This window comes from Cyanobacterium aponinum PCC 10605 (genome assembly GCF_000317675.1).
Lineage (GTDB): Bacteria > Cyanobacteriota > Cyanobacteriia > Cyanobacteriales > Cyanobacteriaceae > PCC-10605.
The window spans coordinates 1,019,348-1,036,967 of sequence record NC_019776.1 but is presented as its reverse complement, the minus strand read 5'-3'; the positions used below and the strand labels follow the sequence as shown (position 1 = coordinate 1,036,967).

Annotated in this window: 12 protein-coding genes; 8 read left to right on the top strand and 4 right to left on the bottom strand. The window is 35.3% G+C overall.

The window, feature by feature from the left end:
• Positions 1-141 precede the first annotated feature (141 nt).
• The 7 genes from CYAN10605_RS04260 to CYAN10605_RS04230 all read left to right on the top strand — a co-directional run bounded on the left by CYAN10605_RS04260 (position 142) and on the right by CYAN10605_RS04230 (position 7,938).
• A complete protein-coding gene (locus tag CYAN10605_RS04260) occupies positions 142-1,428 on the top strand; it encodes an RNA-guided endonuclease InsQ/TnpB family protein (RefSeq protein ID WP_015218712.1) in 1,287 nt (428 codons plus the stop codon).
• Positions 1,429-1,535: 107 nt separating this feature from the next.
• The gene (locus CYAN10605_RS04255) at positions 1,536-3,236 is read left to right on the top strand and encodes a helicase HerA domain-containing protein (RefSeq protein WP_015218711.1); all 1,701 of its coding nucleotides are present in this window, start codon (positions 1,536-1,538) and stop codon (positions 3,234-3,236) included.
• Between the two features lie 86 nt (positions 3,237-3,322).
• Positions 3,323-4,267 carry a 4-(cytidine 5'-diphospho)-2-C-methyl-D-erythritol kinase gene (gene ispE, locus CYAN10605_RS04250; RefSeq protein WP_015218710.1) on the top strand — a complete coding sequence of 315 codons (945 nt, stop codon included), beginning with the start codon at positions 3,323-3,325 and terminating at the stop codon, positions 4,265-4,267.
• 135 nt (positions 4,268-4,402) lie between these two features.
• Positions 4,403-4,714 carry a nucleotidyltransferase family protein gene (locus CYAN10605_RS04245; protein ID WP_015218709.1) on the top strand — a complete coding sequence of 104 codons (312 nt, stop codon included), beginning with the start codon at positions 4,403-4,405 and terminating at the stop codon, positions 4,712-4,714.
• A 93-nt stretch (positions 4,715-4,807) separates the two neighbouring features.
• Positions 4,808-6,730, top strand: a complete 1,923-nt coding sequence (gene dnaG / locus CYAN10605_RS04240) for a DNA primase (protein WP_015218708.1) — start codon at positions 4,808-4,810, stop codon at positions 6,728-6,730.
• A 194-nt stretch (positions 6,731-6,924) separates the two neighbouring features.
• The gene (locus CYAN10605_RS04235) at positions 6,925-7,233 is read left to right on the top strand and encodes a DUF6679 family protein (protein WP_015218707.1); all 309 of its coding nucleotides are present in this window, start codon (positions 6,925-6,927) and stop codon (positions 7,231-7,233) included.
• Positions 7,234-7,302: 69 nt separating this feature from the next.
• The gene (locus tag CYAN10605_RS04230; protein WP_015218706.1) at positions 7,303-7,938 is read left to right on the top strand and encodes a ribonuclease H-like domain-containing protein; all 636 of its coding nucleotides are present in this window, start codon (positions 7,303-7,305) and stop codon (positions 7,936-7,938) included.
• 197 nt (positions 7,939-8,135) lie between these two features.
• Here the strand turns inward: CYAN10605_RS04230 and CYAN10605_RS04225 are convergent, their stop codons facing one another.
• Positions 8,136-10,541: a phosphoketolase family protein gene (locus CYAN10605_RS04225; protein ID WP_015218705.1), complete on the bottom strand. Its 2,406-nt coding sequence runs from the start codon at positions 10,539-10,541 to the stop codon at positions 8,136-8,138.
• A gap of 693 nt (positions 10,542-11,234) precedes the next feature.
• Between CYAN10605_RS04225 and CYAN10605_RS04220 the strand changes: the two genes are divergently transcribed.
• Complete coding sequence (locus CYAN10605_RS04220) at positions 11,235-13,004, top strand: two-component system response regulator (protein ID WP_015218704.1); 1,770 nt, start codon at positions 11,235-11,237, stop codon at positions 13,002-13,004.
• 101 nt (positions 13,005-13,105) lie between these two features.
• On the opposite strand, the gene CYAN10605_RS04215 is transcribed toward CYAN10605_RS04220, so the two are convergent.
• From CYAN10605_RS04215 to psb35, 3 genes are all read right to left on the bottom strand, one after another.
• The gene (locus CYAN10605_RS04215; RefSeq protein ID WP_015218703.1) at positions 13,106-15,664 is read right to left on the bottom strand and encodes a glycosyltransferase family 39 protein; all 2,559 of its coding nucleotides are present in this window, start codon (positions 15,662-15,664) and stop codon (positions 13,106-13,108) included.
• 150 nt (positions 15,665-15,814) lie between these two features.
• Complete coding sequence (locus CYAN10605_RS04210) at positions 15,815-17,152, bottom strand: GTP-binding protein (protein ID WP_015218702.1); 1,338 nt, start codon at positions 17,150-17,152, stop codon at positions 15,815-15,817.
• Between the two features lie 168 nt (positions 17,153-17,320).
• On the bottom strand, positions 17,321-17,533 hold the full coding sequence (gene psb35 / locus CYAN10605_RS04205; RefSeq protein ID WP_015218701.1) for a photosystem II assembly protein Psb35: 213 nt from the start codon (positions 17,531-17,533) through the stop codon (positions 17,321-17,323).
• Positions 17,534-17,620: the final 87 nt, after the last annotated feature.

Genomic DNA, 17,620 nt, shown 5'->3' with positions numbered 1-17,620 from the left:
TTCCGCTCACTGCCCCTCATGAATTTCGACCAGTAAATAAAATCGACCGTAGGGAGTCCACACTCTACTCTTTTTTTTGCTCACACTTGCAGTTACCACTTTTTTTTATTATGGTAGATAAAATGAGGTATATAAAAGGCAGTGTTAACTCTAAACTACACCTATAGAATATATCCTGATGGCAAACAGTCTGCTCAATTGGGAAATTGGTTAGAGACTTGTCGTTGTACATACAATTATGCTCTGCAAGAGTTGAAAGATTGGATAAAGTCTCGCAAAACTCCTGTGGATAGATGTAGTTTGGAGTCGGAATATATCATGCCTGCAAACTATCCTTTTCCTTCATATCACCAACAGCAGAATAATTTGCCCAAAGCGAAAAAAATATTTCCACGACTAAAAGAAGTACCTTCCCAAGTATTACAAACAACCATTAGACGTTTACACGATGGATGGGATTTCTTTCAAAAGCGTGGCTACGGTTTTCCACGGTTCAAGAAATACGGGCAAATGAAATCTTTGCTGTTTCCACAGTTCAAAACAAATCCCATCACGGGGTGGCAAATAAAGCTACCAAAATTAGGGGATGTTGTCATAAACTTACATCGTCCTATTCCCGAAGGATTTGTCGTAAAACAGGTACGAGTGATCAAAAAGGCAAAAGGATGGTATGCAGTAATCGTCTTACAATCAGATATATCGATACCCGATCAAGTGCCTCATGGTCATTGTATAGGTGTCGATGTAGGATTATTGAGTTACATGTCAACTTCTGATGGTTTTGTCGAACCTCGTCCAAAATTCTTGAAAGAGCTATACAGACGGCTGAAAGTGCTTCAACATAGGCTTTCAAAGAAACAGAAAAGGTCGAAGAATTACGAAAAACTAAGGAAGCAAATAGAAGCTCTCCATAACCATATTGCATTCAAACGGAAAGATTATCAATTCAAGCTATGTCACAAGTTATGCGATATGGCAGATTCTATCTTCTTAGAAGACTGTGATTTCCGCATTATGGCAAAGGGTATGTTAAGCAAACATACCTTAGACGCTAGTTTTGGGCAATTTCGTTCGATACTAAAGTATGTAGGCAAAAGACGAGGGGTTTTTGTTGATGAAGTAGATCATCGTGGTACATCTCAAACTTGTCCTAATTGTCGTACAGAAGTAAGGAAAGAATTGTCTGAGCGTTGGCATTCTTGCTCTGAATGCAATTATAAATGTGATAGAGATATAGCCTCAGCACAGGAAATTTGCAATAGAGGTATAGAAAAATATAGTACCCAAGGACTTTGGGGGAAAGAAATTGGCTATCAAGTCGGGCTGTCGGGGGCTATGTGCCTAGATAAGTGGCGTAGCGATGGAAGCCTGCGTCGGCGCAAGACGCAAGGGAAAGTCCACCAAGAGAGGATAGCAAATTCTCAGTAGCAATATTGAGAAGCCCACGCTTACACGAAGTGAAGCGATGGGAGTAGTCACATAATACTAAATAACTTGTACAATGGTATTATTTTAATCTTAAGATTGATGTAAACATGACCAATAATCAACCACAAGCATTAGGATCAGTCATTCAAGGTTCATTAAGTGAAGGATTAGAAGTGAGACTCCATCCCGATGTTTCTGTGGAAGATATGCGTGTAGGTAAGTTTTTAGTAGTACAAGGGACTCGATCGCGCTTTTTTTGTTTATTAACCGATGTCTCTTTAGGCACATCTAACCCCCGAATCTTTACCCATCCGCCTGATCATAATGATAGCTTTTGGATGGATATTTTAGCAGGTAGCGACACCTACGGCACGATTGAAATTGCCCCCATGTTAATGTTAACCCTCACTGACACAGAAAAAGAGTTAGTTAACTATGACAATATTCCTCAATTAGAAGGCATAGAAACCAATCTGCAACTATTACCCGTCAAAACCATCCCTAGTCACTTCAGTCAAGTATATGAATCCACGGAAAGAGACTTCCGTTGCGTCTTTGGGTGGGAAAATGACCCCTACAAATGTAACTTTTCCATCGGACAACCTTTAGATATGGATGTACCTGTCTGTATGGATTTATCTCGTTTTGTGGAAAGAAGTAACGGTATTTTCGGAAAATCTGGCACAGGTAAATCATTTCTCACTCGTTTATTGATTTCTGGGGTTATTCGTAAAGAAGCCGCCGTTAACTTGATGTTTGATATGCACTCAGAATATGGTTGGGAAGCCGTCAGCGAAGCGAAACAAGCCGTTACCGTCAAAGGTTTAAAACAACTTTTCCCTAACCGTGTAGAAATCTATACCCTCGATGCAGAATCAACCCGTCGGCGCGGTGTCACCAATGCCCATGAATTGTATTTAAGTTATAGTCAAATTGAGATTGAAGATTTACGACTTATTGCCAGAGAGTTAGGTTTGTCAGAAGCTAGTCTCGACAACGCTAACATTTTAGCATCAGAATTTGGCAAAGATTGGATTTATCAGCTAATAAACATGACAAATGAAGATATTTCCATCTTTTGCAACGAAAAACAAGGGCATCAAGGCTCAATCATGGCATTACAACGAAAATTAAAACGTCTTGAAGATTTAAAATATATGAAGTCGGCTTGTCCCCATAACTATATCAAAGAAATTCTCTCTTTATTGGATGGCGGTAAAAATGTAGTGATAGAGTTTGGCTCTCAAGGAAGTATGCTTTCTTATATGCTAGTTACCAATATGATTACCCGTCGTATCCATACCGAATATGTGAAAAAAGCCGAAAAATTCCTCCAGTCAAAAAATGTTCTCGATCGCCCTCGTCAATTAGTGATTACCATAGAAGAAGCTCACCGTTTTCTCGATTCCAAAATAGTTCATCAAACCATCTTCGGTACGATCGCCCGTGAAATGCGTAAGTATTTTGTCACCTTACTAATTGTGGATCAACGCCCATCAGGGATTGACAACGAAGTAATGTCACAGGTAGGCACAAGAATAACTTGCTTACTTAACGATGAGAAAGATATTGATGCTATTTTTACAGGAGTATCTGGTGCGAGTGGTTTAAGATCAGTATTAGCCAAATTAGATTCAAAACAACAAGCCTTAGTATTAGGTCACGCTGTGCCTATGCCTGTAGTTGTGCGTACCCGTCCCTATGATGGTACTTTTTACGAAGAAATAGGGGATAATGATTGGCAAAATAAGAGTGATGAAGAAGTGTTTAAAGAAGCTAAATCCGCCCTTTCAGACTTAGGTTTTTAAGACAATGTTGCTTATGAACAACTCTCACCATTAAACTAAATGGACAAATTAACTTATTCTTACCCTCTATTTTTGATTAAAACTGTATGCAATCCTATTCTCTTTTTGCCCCTGCTAAAATTAATCTCCATTTGGAAATTATAGGCGATCGCACTGACGGTTATCATGAATTAGTGATGATCATGCAAAGCGTTAATTTAGGAGATATAATTCACTTAAGAGCCAATGGCACCGACGAAATTCGCCTCTTTTGTCAAAATCCTCAAGTGCCTTTAGATGATACTAATTTAGCTTATAAAGCAGTGCGTTTAGTACAAGAAAAATACCCTACCCTCAGTCGTAACTATGGCGGAATAGACATCACCATCGAGAAAAATATCCCCGTTGCGGCAGGATTAGCAGGAGGCTCAAGTAATGCTGCGGCTGTCTTAGTCGGGCTTAACCTTATGTGGAATTTAGGCTTAACTCAACCAGAATTAAAAGATTTAGGGGCTTTATTAGGTTCTGATGTACCCTTTTGTATTTCAGGAGGAACTGCGATCGCTACTGGTAGAGGAGAACAAATTGAGCCATTACCCGATTTAAAAAATTTGTGGGTAATCCTCGCAAAATATAGTAATATCAGCGTTTCCACAGGATGGGCATACAATACTTATCGAGAACTATTTAACCATGAATACATCTCCAATCCCCAAGAAGTAAAACAACGCACCCACGAAATCCATAGCGGTAACTTAGTCAAAGCTATCAGTAAAAATGATTACAAGCAAATTGGAGCTTTACTGTACAATGACCTTGAAAAAGTCGTTTTACCGGAATATAGTGCCGTAAATGAACTTATAGAGGCATTTAAAAGCAAAAACGTATTAGGAGCGATGATGTCTGGTTCAGGACCCACAGTATTTGCATTGTGCGACAAAAAAGAGGAAGCCGAAACAATCATGGAAGAAGTAAAAGAAAGTATAAATGATCCCAACCTAGATTGTTGGTTAACCCAAGTTTGTCCCCATGGTATCATGGTTAATCAATAGTAGTCATGAGTTAAAATAAAGATCAGAATTTCCCCCCTCCCCTCCGTGAAACAGGCATCTTGCCTGTATTTTGCTCAAAATGTATCCCAAGCAGATGTGTAACTAAAGTCATCAAAGAGTTTTATCAACCATCAAATGTCCTTGACATCTTTATTAAAAGAGAAACGAGCAGAAATAATAGCAATCGCCGCAAAGCATGGGGCTTTTAATGTGCGTGTTTTCGGCTCAGTGGCAACGGGTAAAGAGAAAGAAAATAGTGACATAGATTTTTTGATTGACTATGACCCACACAAGGTTACATCTTGGTTTCCGGGAGGATTATTAATGGATTTACAAGATTTATTGGGGTGTAAAGTAGATATTGTTACCGAAGATGGAATTAGTCATTTAATTAGGGAGCGTATTTTAAAAGAAGCAAAACCGTTGGCAAAAATACAATTTTTATAAATTAACAGTTTTTATTTTACCTGACACCTGAAACCTGCAACCTGACACCTTTTCCTAACCAATAATTTATATAATCACAGTAAAATAGCCATTATGGAAATAGGAAATTTTCGCTTACATCCAGATACCATCGCAGAGGTTAAAGAAAGAGTTGATTTAGTGGAAATTGTCTCGGATTATGTAGTGATTCAGAAAAAAGGCAGACAATATACAGGATTATGCCCTTTTCATGATGAGAAAACCCCCAGCTTTACCGTTAATCCCACCAAGCAATTATATTACTGTTTTGGTTGCGGGGCAGGAGGAGGGGCGATTAAATTCTTAATGGAAATTGGGAAACAGTCTTTTAAGGATGTTATTTTAAATTTGGCTCAAAGGTATCAAATACCCGTTAAAACGTTGGGGGCTGAGGAGCAAAAAGAGATTCAAAAACAGATTTCTTTACAAGAGCAATTATATGAAATTTTAGCGGTAGCAAATTATTTTTATCAACATAGTTTACAGCAAGAGGAAGGAAAATTTGCCTTAGACTATTTGCTTAATCAAAGGGGTTTAAGCAAAGAAAATATTGAGGAATATAAACTAGGATATGCCCCCAGTGGCTGGAATACTTTATACAATTATTTAGTAGAAATTAAAAACTATCCTTTATTATTAGTAGAACAGGCAGGATTAATTAGAAAAAAATCCAAAGGAGATGGTTATATTGACTATTTTCGAGATCGTCTTACTATTCCCATTCAAGATAATCAAGGTAGAATCATCGCTTTCGGGGCGAGAAGTTTAGATGGAAGTGAGCCGAAATATTTAAACTCTCCTGAAACAGATTTATTTTCTAAAAGTAAAACTTTATTTGGCATTAATTACGCCCAATCAGAAATTATTAAACAAGATAAAGTAATCGTCGTTGAAGGTTATTTTGATGCCATTGCTTTACAACTAGCAGGAATTAAAAATGTGGTGGCGGTATTGGGGACTGCGTTAACAGAAAAACATATTAAACAATTATCTCGCTATACTCAATCCAAGGAAATCATTGTTAATTTTGATGCAGATAAAGCAGGAGTTAAAGCGACGGAAAGGGCAATAAAAGAAGTAGAAAGTTTAGTTTATGCAGGACAAATTAAGTTAAAAATTCTAACGATTCCTGAAGGTAAAGATGCAGATGAGTTTTTAAAATCTGATGAAAATAGTATTAATAAATATCAGGAATTAATTAGCAAAGCTCCTTTATGGTTAGATTGGCAAATTGAGCAATTAATTGAGGGTTATAATTTAACTAAAAGTGATGATTATGAAATTGTTTTTAGTGCTTTATCTCGACTATTAAATAAAATTAGTAATCAGGCGACTAGGGATCATTATTTATCTTCTTGTGCAGAAATTTTAAGTAGTAAGAGAAGTAATTTAATTGGTCTAAATAGTGAGGATTTTAAAAGAATATATCAGAGTCTTAAGCAATCTTTAAAGCAGTTTAATAATGGATTTAATCGCAAAAAATATTATAAGTCTTTAGGAAAATCTTTTCAAAATCAGCAAACATCTGAGGCTGAATTTTTGTTACTGTTAGTTTATATTCACTGTCCTAGTTATCGAGAGCAAATTCTTGATTTATTAGAGGAAAAAGATTTGGTTTTTAGCTTGGCTCATCATCGTTTTTTATGGCAAAAAATTCACAAAGTGCCTGTTAGTCAAGTTATGGAAAAAAATACTAATTATTTATTACTAACTCTCCAAGAGACTATTATTGACAATAGCGAATTTAATCAATTATTAATTCCTTTATTTCATATTCAAGAAAATAAACAACCTATTTTATCTGATCCTTCTCATTATATCCAAGCAGCGATCGCATCTTTAGAAACTATTAATTTAGAAAAATATAAACAATATTGCCAACAAAAATATAGTGAATTTAGCCAAGAAAATAATTATGAAAAAATGGACTTTTATCAACAAGAAATAATCAACGCAATTAATGAATTAGAAAGATTAAAGTCTTTAAGAAAAGATTAATACTAGAGACAAGAACAATGATTGTTAAATTTACTCTGCCACTTCATCAAAAACTATTGCCTATCAGCTAAAATTAGTTACAATAGAAAGGATCTAAACAAAATATATCTACAAAAAGAATTCACCTTGACAATTTTTAGCCTTACAATTATCCTAAAATCCATTTTCAACTTTAGTAATTTAAGGAGAAGTCTATGTTAGACCGCAAGATCTATCAAATTTACAAAGAAGGTTGTGATGTCTCTATTTTCTTGCGGGATCAACAACGTTGGATTGAAGATGCACGTATCATCGGCATAGAAGGTGACATCGTGACCATCCGTTATGAAATGGACGAAGATTACGAAAATAGCTCGTGGGAAGAATTTGTCCGTTTAGATAGTATTGGTGCAGTCAGTCGTAAACTAGCATCTGTTCCCCGGGGCTATACGGATTTATTAGTTTCTGATGAGTGTCCTGAAGCGGAACAAATTTACCCTCGTCATCAGGATCAAGACCTCTAATTTTTAATTTACCAGTTTTGTGTAGTCTTAATTTTTTCCAGTATTTAGTTGTATTAATCACAATTAAGAATGTCTTTAAATCAATTTCAGGTGTGTGAAGGGGATTTATCTCCCGAAATCTTCCGTCAATATTCAGAATCTGACTGTTTGGCAATGGATACAGAAACCATGGGCTTAATCCCTCAGCGCGATCGCCTCTGTTTAGTACAAGTGTGCGATCGCAATGGTTTAGTTACAGCCATTCGCATTGCCAAAGGACAAACAGAAGCCCCTTTATTACAAAAACTCTTAGAAAATCCTGACATCACGAAAATTTTCCACTATGCCCGTTTCGATGTTGCTCAATTTAAGCACACTTTTGGAGTAGAAACGAATTCTATTTTCTGCACTAAAATCGCCAGTAAAATTGCCCGTACTTATACTCAAAGTCACGGTTTAAAAAGTTTAGTACAAGAATTAGAAGGAGTTGAGTTAGACAAAAAAGCCCAAAGTTCTGATTGGGGTAATGTCAACAGCCTTACATCCGAACAATTGAGCTATGCCGCCAATGACGTGCGTTATCTTATCCCCGTGAAAGATAAATTAATTACAATGTTACAACGGGAAGACCGTTGGTCATTAACTCGAAGATGCTTTGAGGCTATTTCCCTTTTTGTTGACTTGGATTTAATGTATTACAATAATGTTTTTGAACATCAATCCTGAAGAATCTTAATGGGGTAATGAGCAATAAATAGGAGTCAGAAGTTGGTATTGGGGTATTGGGATGGTAGGGGTTGAATATATTCAACCCTTACGGGAGGTTAATTAAACGCTTTTGCCCTCCCCCCTCGAGAGGGGGGATAAAGGGGGGTTTGTTTTAAGGGGAGACACAGAGAGGTTTCCCTATTGCCTTGTCTTAATCAATAAGGCCATTTCCAGTTAGTCATCTCAGGTTTGTCGATACCATGGGTATGAGCATAGTTTAAATGATCGATAATTTCATTTTTCATTCTTTCTTTTAAATATGCCGCCCGAGAACCAAGTTTAGGAACACGATCAATTACATCAATCACTAAATTGAAGCGATCGATCTGGTTTTGGATAGCTAGTTCTAAAGGAGTGTTAATGTTACCTTGTTCTTTATATCCTCTTACATGGAGGCGATCGCTCTCTCTGACATGACGGTAGGCTAATTTATGAATTAACCAAGGATAACCGTGGAAGTTGAAAATAATGGGTTTATCTTCTGTGAACAGAGTTGCAAAGTCAATTTTTGATAAACCGTGAGGATGTTCACTATCGTCTTGAAGTTTGAATAAGTCCACTACGTTGATAAAACGAACTTTGAGTTCAGGACATTCTTTTCTTAAAATAGCCGTTGCCGCTAAAGATTCCATCGTGGGAACATCTCCACAACAAGCCATGATGACATCGGGTTCATCCGCAGAAGTGCCTTGATCATCATTACTAGCCCATTCCCAAATACCGATTCCTTTGGTACAGTGTTTTACGGCTTCTTCAATGTTGAGATACTGCAAATGTTTTTGTTTATCGGCAATAATGACATTGACATAATCTTTACTGCGTAAACAATGATCTGTCACACTGAGTAAACAGTTAGCATCGGGGGGGAAATAAACCCTTACCACGTCTGCACTTTTGTTGGTGACTAAATCCACATACCCGGGGTCTTGGTGAGAGAAACCATTATGGTCTTGGCGCCAAACAGTGGAAGAAAGTAAAATATTAAGGGATGATACAGGGGCTCTCCAAGGTACTTTATTTTTGCATATGTCTAACCATTTAGCGTGTTGGTTAAACATGGAGTCCACCACATGGGCAAAGGCTTCGTAGGTGTGGAATAAGCCATGGCGACCTGTTAAAAGATAGGTTTCTAGCCATCCTTGCAGGGTATGTTCACTTAACATTTCCATAACACGACCATCGGGAGATAATTCGCCGCCGTCTTCATCTTCAGGTAGATAGTCCGCCATCCAAACTTTTTTTGATACCTCATAAATAGGATTTAGGCGGTTAGAAGCGGTTTCATCAGGACCAAATACTCGGAAGGTGGTCATGTTTTTTGCCATCACATCCCGTAAAAAGTTCCCCATCACTTTGGTGTTTTCCACCTCTATTTTGCCCGGTTCAATAACATCGATGACATATTTGGGATCTTTAAAATCAGGTAAGTTTAAATCTTTGCGTAATAAACCACCATTTGCTACAGGATTGGCACTCATACGGCGATCGCCTTTTGGAGCTAATTCTTGCAGTTCGGGGATTAAAGTACCATTTTCATCGAATAATTCTTCTGGTTTATAGCTTTTCATCCATTGTTCTAACATCTGTAAATGTTCAGGATTACTGTGCATACTCCCCATGGGTACTTGGTGCGATCGCCAAAAACCCTCTACCTTGCGACCATCAACAGTTTTAGGACCAGTCCAACCTTTAGGAGAACGAAAAACAATCATCGGCCATCTGGGACGTTTTGGTACTCCCGTGCGTCTAGCTTCCTCTTGAATAAGCCTAATTTTACCAACACATTCTTCTAACACCTCCGCCATTTTTTGGTGCATTATCATGGGATCATCCCCTTCAACAAAATAGGGTTCATAACCATAACCGACAAATAATGCCTTTAACTCCTCATGGGAAATGCGAGAGAGAATAGTGGGGTTAGCAATTTTGTAACCATTAAGATGTAAGATAGGCAACACCGCACCATCACGAATAGGATTAATAAACTTATTAGAGTGCCAAGCCGTTGCTAAAGGACCTGTTTCTGATTCACCATCCCCCACCATCACCACAGAAATTAAGTCAGGATTATCTAAAACCGCACCGTAAGCATGGGAAACCGAATAACCTAATTCTCCTCCTTCATGAATTGACCCCGGAGTCTCTGGGGTGACGTGACTACCGATATGTCCGGGGAAAGAAAACTGTTTAAAAAACTTGTGCATTCCCGCTTCATCTTGGGTTTTGTCCGTGTAAATTTCCGAATAAGTACCCTCAAGATAAACGGGAGCAAGGATACCGGGTGCACCGTGTCCAGGTCCTGCTAAGTAAACCATATTTAGATCATATTTGTTGATTAAACGGTTTAAATGTACATAAACAAAACTTAACCCCGGACTAGAACCCCAGTGACCCAATAAACGATTTTTTACGTGTTCAGGTTTGAGAGTTTCTTTAAGTAAAGGATTATCTTGTAGATAAATCATCCCAACGGCTAAATAATTACAGGCGCGCCAATAAGCATCTATTTTTTTTAACTCTTCTGTACTTAATGTTACAGACTTTTCTATTGATTGAATCATTAATTTCTCTACTTTTTTTTAAATTGCCTTTATTTTATCTAATTTTAATTTTTGTCTATTCATTTTTCCTTAAGAAAATCTTTTATTTTTCTTAAAATAAAGTTAAGATGTAACTATGTTAATACTTGAAGACATTTGCCTTAAAACCGTAGTCAATATTATTGAAGATGATGTTATTTGAGGAGATGATGGTAGCGTAAAATTTTAATAAATAAAAATATATCTAACTTCCTTAAGTTATTATATAATATATTCTTGCTTCCAGTGCTTATTCATAAAGATTATCGTTAAAAATTCTTTGGGTAATAATTTTCACATCAATTAAAATATCTTTTGGTAATAATTAATTATGCAATATTTTTGATGTAAATAAAAATTAAATAATCAAGATTATAAAAAAATTTTATGTTATTTATATTGCTAAATATTAATTTTAAATGTCATTAAATATCTTGTTAAAATATTAGTTAATTGTAAGTTTAAATTTATTTTTGATGTGGTGCTTTTTGATATATGAAAAGTATACAGTAATCAGTTTAGTTAATTATCGGTGACATTATTTATTCATTACAATAATTAATAATTAATTTCATGATAAAATAAAACATAGGTAATATGAAAAAAAAATACATACCTACAAATAAAGTAACTTCAAAAAAGAAGTAAACAGGATTAAAATGGGAGAATTATGTGGTGTCTTTTAATCAGAAAAATAATACCCAAAAGATATTAATAGTAGATGATCAGCCTGAAAACATACATATCTTGATGGAAATATTGGGAAAATTTTACAAAATTATTGCGGCAACTAATGGGCAAAAAGCGATCGAACTTGCACAAAAGCATCCTCAACCAGATTTAATTCTCCTCGATGTAATGATGCCAGATATTGATGGTTATGAGGTTTGCCAACAGCTTAAAAAGAACTTTAGAACAAAGGATATTCCCATTATTTTTGTGACTGCTTTAGGTGAAATTGACGATGAAATGAAAGGTTTAGAAATTGGAGCGGTGGATTATTTAATTAAGCCGATTAATCCCTACATTGTAAAGGCAAGAGTTAAAAATCATTTAACCATTCGTACTCTTTATCAAAAATTACAAAGGGCCAACTCTATTTTAGAAGAAAAGGTGAAAGAGCGTACCGCCCAACTAGAAAAAATGATCATGGTAGATAGTTTGACTGGTTTACCTAGTAAGGTTGCTTTAGTTGAAGAAATTAAAAGCATCATGGGTACTAATTCTCTTTTTGCTCTAATTCAATTAGATTTTAGTCGTTTTAGTCTTATTAATAGTTCTTTAGGTCACGAAATAGGCGATCGCTTCTTACAAACAATCGCATTACACATTCAGAAATGTTTGAGAGAAAAAGATTTTATTGCCAGAATGGGAGCAGATAATTTTTATTTACTCTTAAGAGAAAGGGAGAATAAGGAGGAAATAATTAAATTTACAGAGTCTATTTTAAACAGCTTTAGAAATTCATTTAAGGTGAATGAATATGAGATATTTGTTAATTGTAATTTAGGGATTGTTTTTTCTGATAAAAATTATAAACAAGAATTAGAATTGTTAAGAGACGTTGATACAGCGTTACATAAAGCCAAGCAAAAAGGACAGAATAAATATTATATTTTCGATAATAGCATTAGAGAAATAGCACAAAAAAGACTACAGTTGGAGTTAGATTTAAGAAAGGCGATTAAAGAAGAACAATTTACGGTTTTTTATCAACCGATAATCGATTTATCAAAAGAAAAAACCTATGGTTTTGAAGCCTTAATTCGTTGGCAACATCCTACTAGGGGTATGATTTCTCCTTTTGAATTTATACCTTGTTTAGAAGAATCTGGTTTAATTACTACGGTGGGATTATGGGTATTTGAAAAAGCCTGTCAACAGCAAGTTATTTGGCAGGAAAATTTTTCCCATCCTCTTTATATTAGTATTAATTTATCTCCCTATCAATTTTCTCATCATTCTTTACTCAATGATATAGATAATATTATTGAAAAAACAGGTATAAATCCAGAGTGTATAAAAATAGAAATTACCGAGAGTGCATTAATAGAAAATATAGAAAAAGCTATCTATATTCTCAATGATTTTAAAGCGAGAAAAATAAAAATTAGTTTAGATGATTTCGGTACAGGTTATTCTTCTTTAAGTTATTTACATACCATTCCTGTGGATTATTTAAAAATCGATCGCAGTTTTATTCGTAATAGTAATAATAATCAAAAAAATGCGGATTTAGTAGAAATAATTATTCTCTTAGCCCACAAATTAAAAATGAAAGTAATAGCCGAAGGTTGTGAAACAAAAGAAGATTTAGAAAAACTAAAAAACTTAAATTGCGAATATTCTCAAGGTTATTTTTTCTCCAAACCAATACCCGCCCAAGAAACTATCCCATTTTTAACGAAAACTTATCGGACTCTCGAAGGTTATAACTCAATCTAAGTAAAGATAGGCAATAGGCAACGGGCAACGGGCAAGAGTTTTCAGTAATATCAAATTGTAATCTTTGTCAGTCTAAAAAATAGAAGTGATTTACAAACATATTAAGAAACAATGTTTTGGTAAATTTGCCATGCTTTTAATAGATTGCCCTGCATCAAAGCACTAATTCCTTCTAGGTATTGAAACTCTTTTACCTCTGGTTGCAATTCTAAAGCAGGTTTTAAGGCTTTTTCTCCTTCTTCTCCTCGCCAATCGTAGAGATACAAGAAACTTAAATAAGCATGGTTAAAGGCATTATCCGGATTTATTGTAACTAATTCCTGAGCAGATGCGATCGCACCTTCAACATCTTGTTGTAACACTTGAGCAAGGAGAAGGGTATAAAGATAATTAATATTTTCCTCTTGTTGAAGTCGATATTCCATTGCCTTTTGTGCAACCTTCAGATAATCTTGAGTAGGATCATACTGATTAATTCTACCAACTTGAGCAAAAATAGGATCTAAACCTTCAATACCTTGAGATAAATTGGGGGCAAATATCCTTAATTGACTGATTAAATCTAACTCTCTATCAGTAGTAATAGAAGGAGAATTTTGAGCAACTGTAACTACTATCTTAGGTAAAGAAAGATGATAACTTTCTCCATTTTTTTTGTCTAAATAAGTCGCTTTTAAAATATAGTCTCCGTCAGGCATATTATTAGGCACAAACATTGCCGTATTTTCTGTGATTAAAAAATCTTTACTGCTATCAAAATTATCAATATTTAAAGAGTGTAAATTACCCATTGCTAAAGCATGATCATGAGTCCATTTTTGTTGAGGATTAGTCACCGATTGCCAGTCTAAAATGAGAATTCCTTTAACTAAATTATTCCATGAGCCAGACCATTGATAACTAACGGGAATCTTTACACCTTGTTTAAATATTGGAGGGATATTTATTTCTACTAAATTAAGTTTGCTATTATGCGTATTAAGAGGTTTTACTTCATTGTTTGGTAACTTTTTATAGTATAATTTTAATTGACTATCATCAGGTAAAGACCAATTTTTTACTAAAGTAAATTGACCATTATTTTCTACTTGATTAACAATTATTGTTTGAGAATCTGGAATTGAACCCTGATAACCAGTTTTAGTTAAAAACCAATCCATCGAATTAATATCTTGAGGGATAAATTTTTCATTTGTGCCTACTTGTCTGCCAAATACTTTAAAACGAGGAATTGAACCATAAAAGGAAATATTATGTTGGTTAATTTCAGGGGTAGAAGGTAAAACTCCTATATTTGCCCTTAAATAAGGAGTTGTTTCTATAGCGGTAGGAATAATTTCAGGGGTTGCCCATGGCTCTTCGATATAGGGAAAATTTTGCATTTTAGGACTAAGTTTTGCCGTTAACCAATTACCTCCTAAAGGGAAATAATTAAATATCATTAAGATAACAGAAATAAAAACTAAAACTATTTTTATAATCTTTTTTCCTTTGCCTTGATAGCTATAAATTAGAGCGGAAATAATTAGAGCTAATACTGGTATTAAAGGTAATATATAACGAATATCTTTATTCATATTTAATGAGGATAATAGATAGCCACTAATTAGATATACTCCTAACCATATAGTTACTTTAATAGTTTCTTTTTGATGACGTTGATTCTGATAAAAATTGCTTGCTAAAAATAACCAGATATTTTTATATTTAGAGGATTTTAAGCTAAAATATTTAACAACTAAATAAACTAGACCGAATAAAGCAAATAATGTAACTACCCATGACAGTAAATAAGGTAAAATTTCCCCGTAAAAAGTCCATGCTTTAAGGGTATTTAAAGGAGGATCTCCTTCAATGATAGCAGAGTCTATAGTTGCCCTTTTTCCTGAAGTAAAAATTAATAACCAATTGGTACGATACCAAGGGTAAAAAGTAATAATTGCACAGATAAAACTAATAAGTAATTGAGCGATTTTTTGCCACTGGCGAGGAAAAATAAGATTGAAAAAACTATAGATAATCGGTATAAAAAGAAAGAAAGCAAAAGTTTGTTTTAATAATACCCCCAAGCCGAAAGAAATTCCTGATAAAATACTAAGCCACCAAGAGTATTTACCATGACTAAAATACCAATAACTAAAACAAGTAAAACTAAAAATAATGATGACTGTGAGAGGAAAATCTAAGAGAAATTCAAGACGATAATAGTATAAACTAGGGATTAACTGGATTAAAATACAGGCAAATAGAGCTATTTTGTCGTTAAAAAATAATCTTCCTAATAAAAATAAAGAGATTAATAAAATTAAATTAAACAGTGATAAAACAAGATTTCCATGATCTACACTTCCCCCTAAAATCATAAAAAAAGGAGAAGTAATAATATACATTAAAGGTGGTACTTTATTCGAGAGTAGCCAAAATTCTCGCCACCATGCACCATCAAACCATCGAGGATTTCTTAACGCATCCTGATAAACTGTCACCCCATTTAAGTATTCAGACGGATCCCATGCAGGTATGGTATTATCTAAACTGAACCAAATGCGATCGCATCCAAAACTAAAAAGCCAAATTAACAATAAAGAAATAATAACTTGATTCCGAGTCAGACTACTATTCTTGTTTCCCTTTAGCTTTACTCTTGTGGTTAACGCCATGAAAATCTTGGTGATTATGCTACTTATCAAGCAACTACTATAGCAACAAATCGATGGAGTTAAAAGGGCAAAGGGCAAACCCCCCTTTATCCCTCCTACCTAACCCCTAACTCCTGCAACCTGAAACCTGACACCTCATCCCTCAACTGCCTATCCTCTCAAACGGGATATAATCGCATCAGGGGGAGATTGAGCAATGATTTCTCCAATCACTGTATCTAAACCATAATTTCCCCATGTACATCCGTTCTCTAAATAAACTTGGGTACTCTTTCCTACTATATAAGAACCATAAGCTGCGATCGCGCCTTGAGTCAAGACCGTAGAGGCAACCATTGTAAAACCAGAAGGATTTTCCCATAAACTGCTAATAATTGCCCCAGTTTTAGCCCACCCCAACATCATCATAGAAGCTACCTCCCCCAACAAGAGACTACCGAGACTTTTAATGATAGTTTGCCATAACCTTCCTGCTTCATAACTGGTAATAGGTAAACCATAAAGCCTAGCCAAAGCACGAATCATCATCAAATCAGAGACAAAACCCCCCATTAAATCCAGAAAAGCAATCGGATTTACTGCCACAATTAAAGCCTTATACTTACCATAACGCCAAATAATCTCTTCCGCTTCCTTATCCCTCATTTCAATGGTTTTACGGGCAATATTTTTTTGGGCTACTTTTGCTTGAGTCAGAGAATTAAGTGCTAATAAAGCCTTACCTTCACGGTTAAGAATTTGTAAAATTTTCTCCTGTAAAGGTTGAATCATCGGTGCTGGATATTCCCATTCTTCTCCAACACTACCATCAGGTAATTCAATTCTTATGGGTAATGGTTGCGGTTGGGCAGAAATTAACACGATTTCATCAGGGGTAAATAAAGGCTTATGGGTTTGATTACTTAACTGTTGTAATTGTTGATAGATAGTATCTAAATCCGTTTCGGGAAATAAATCAATTTTATTGAAAACCAAAATTAAAGGTTTTAAAGCCTGTCTTAATTCCAATAAAGCTAAATATTCCGTGCGAGTAATATCCCCTGCAATCACAAATAAAATTAAATCCGCTTGGGCAGAAATTTCCCTTGCCATATTTGCCCTTGTTTCGCCATCAATCTCATCCAACCCCGGAGTATCGATTAACTCTATCTTTATTTTGCCACTGGGGGGATTCCATGAAACCGATTTAGGCCATTTGGTGACACCATTAATAGGCCCCGTATCTAAAACTTTTTCTCCCAATAGAGCATTAATTACGGAAGATTTCCCCCGACTAACTAAACCGAAAGCCGCTATTTTAATGATTTGTTGCTCTAGCTTTTCACTAGCCGCCCTTAACGCCCTTAAATCATCTCTAACCGCCCCTTGTAAGTCTGCATTTGGGGGATAATTCCAATGACGGCGTTGACTAGAATACCATGAGACAGACTGCTGTAAGCTAGTACGGGCTAAGGAATATAAGGAAGTAACAACGGGTTTAGATGCCATGAGGAATTTACAATTTAGAGTTTAGAATTTAAAGCTATAGTAACTAACCTTTGTTCGATATAAAATTTTTGGTGGTTTAAGAAAAGGGCAATGAGTAAATGGTGAATAGTTAATAGTAAAAAAATTCTGACTCCAGATTGGATGACTTCTAGTTATTACTCATTATTTTTATTCTTTGTTTTCTTCGTTTTCCTTGGCTTTGACTTCGGGAATAAACTTTGGTTTTTCTGCATCCTCCCAACCAACAGGACGTTTTGAGCTATACCATGCGATCGAACCTATTACAACTGCCGCAATAAAACCCACCACATAAACAGCAACGAAATATACGGGAAATTCCCCCGCAACAGCTAAAAATTCTAAAGATAAGTGATTAATCATCTGATTTCCTCTCTTTTTTTTGTAATGATGATTGTAACTAAAATTATTAAACTTTGGAAAAACTGACTTAAACAAGGGGCTTAAGCC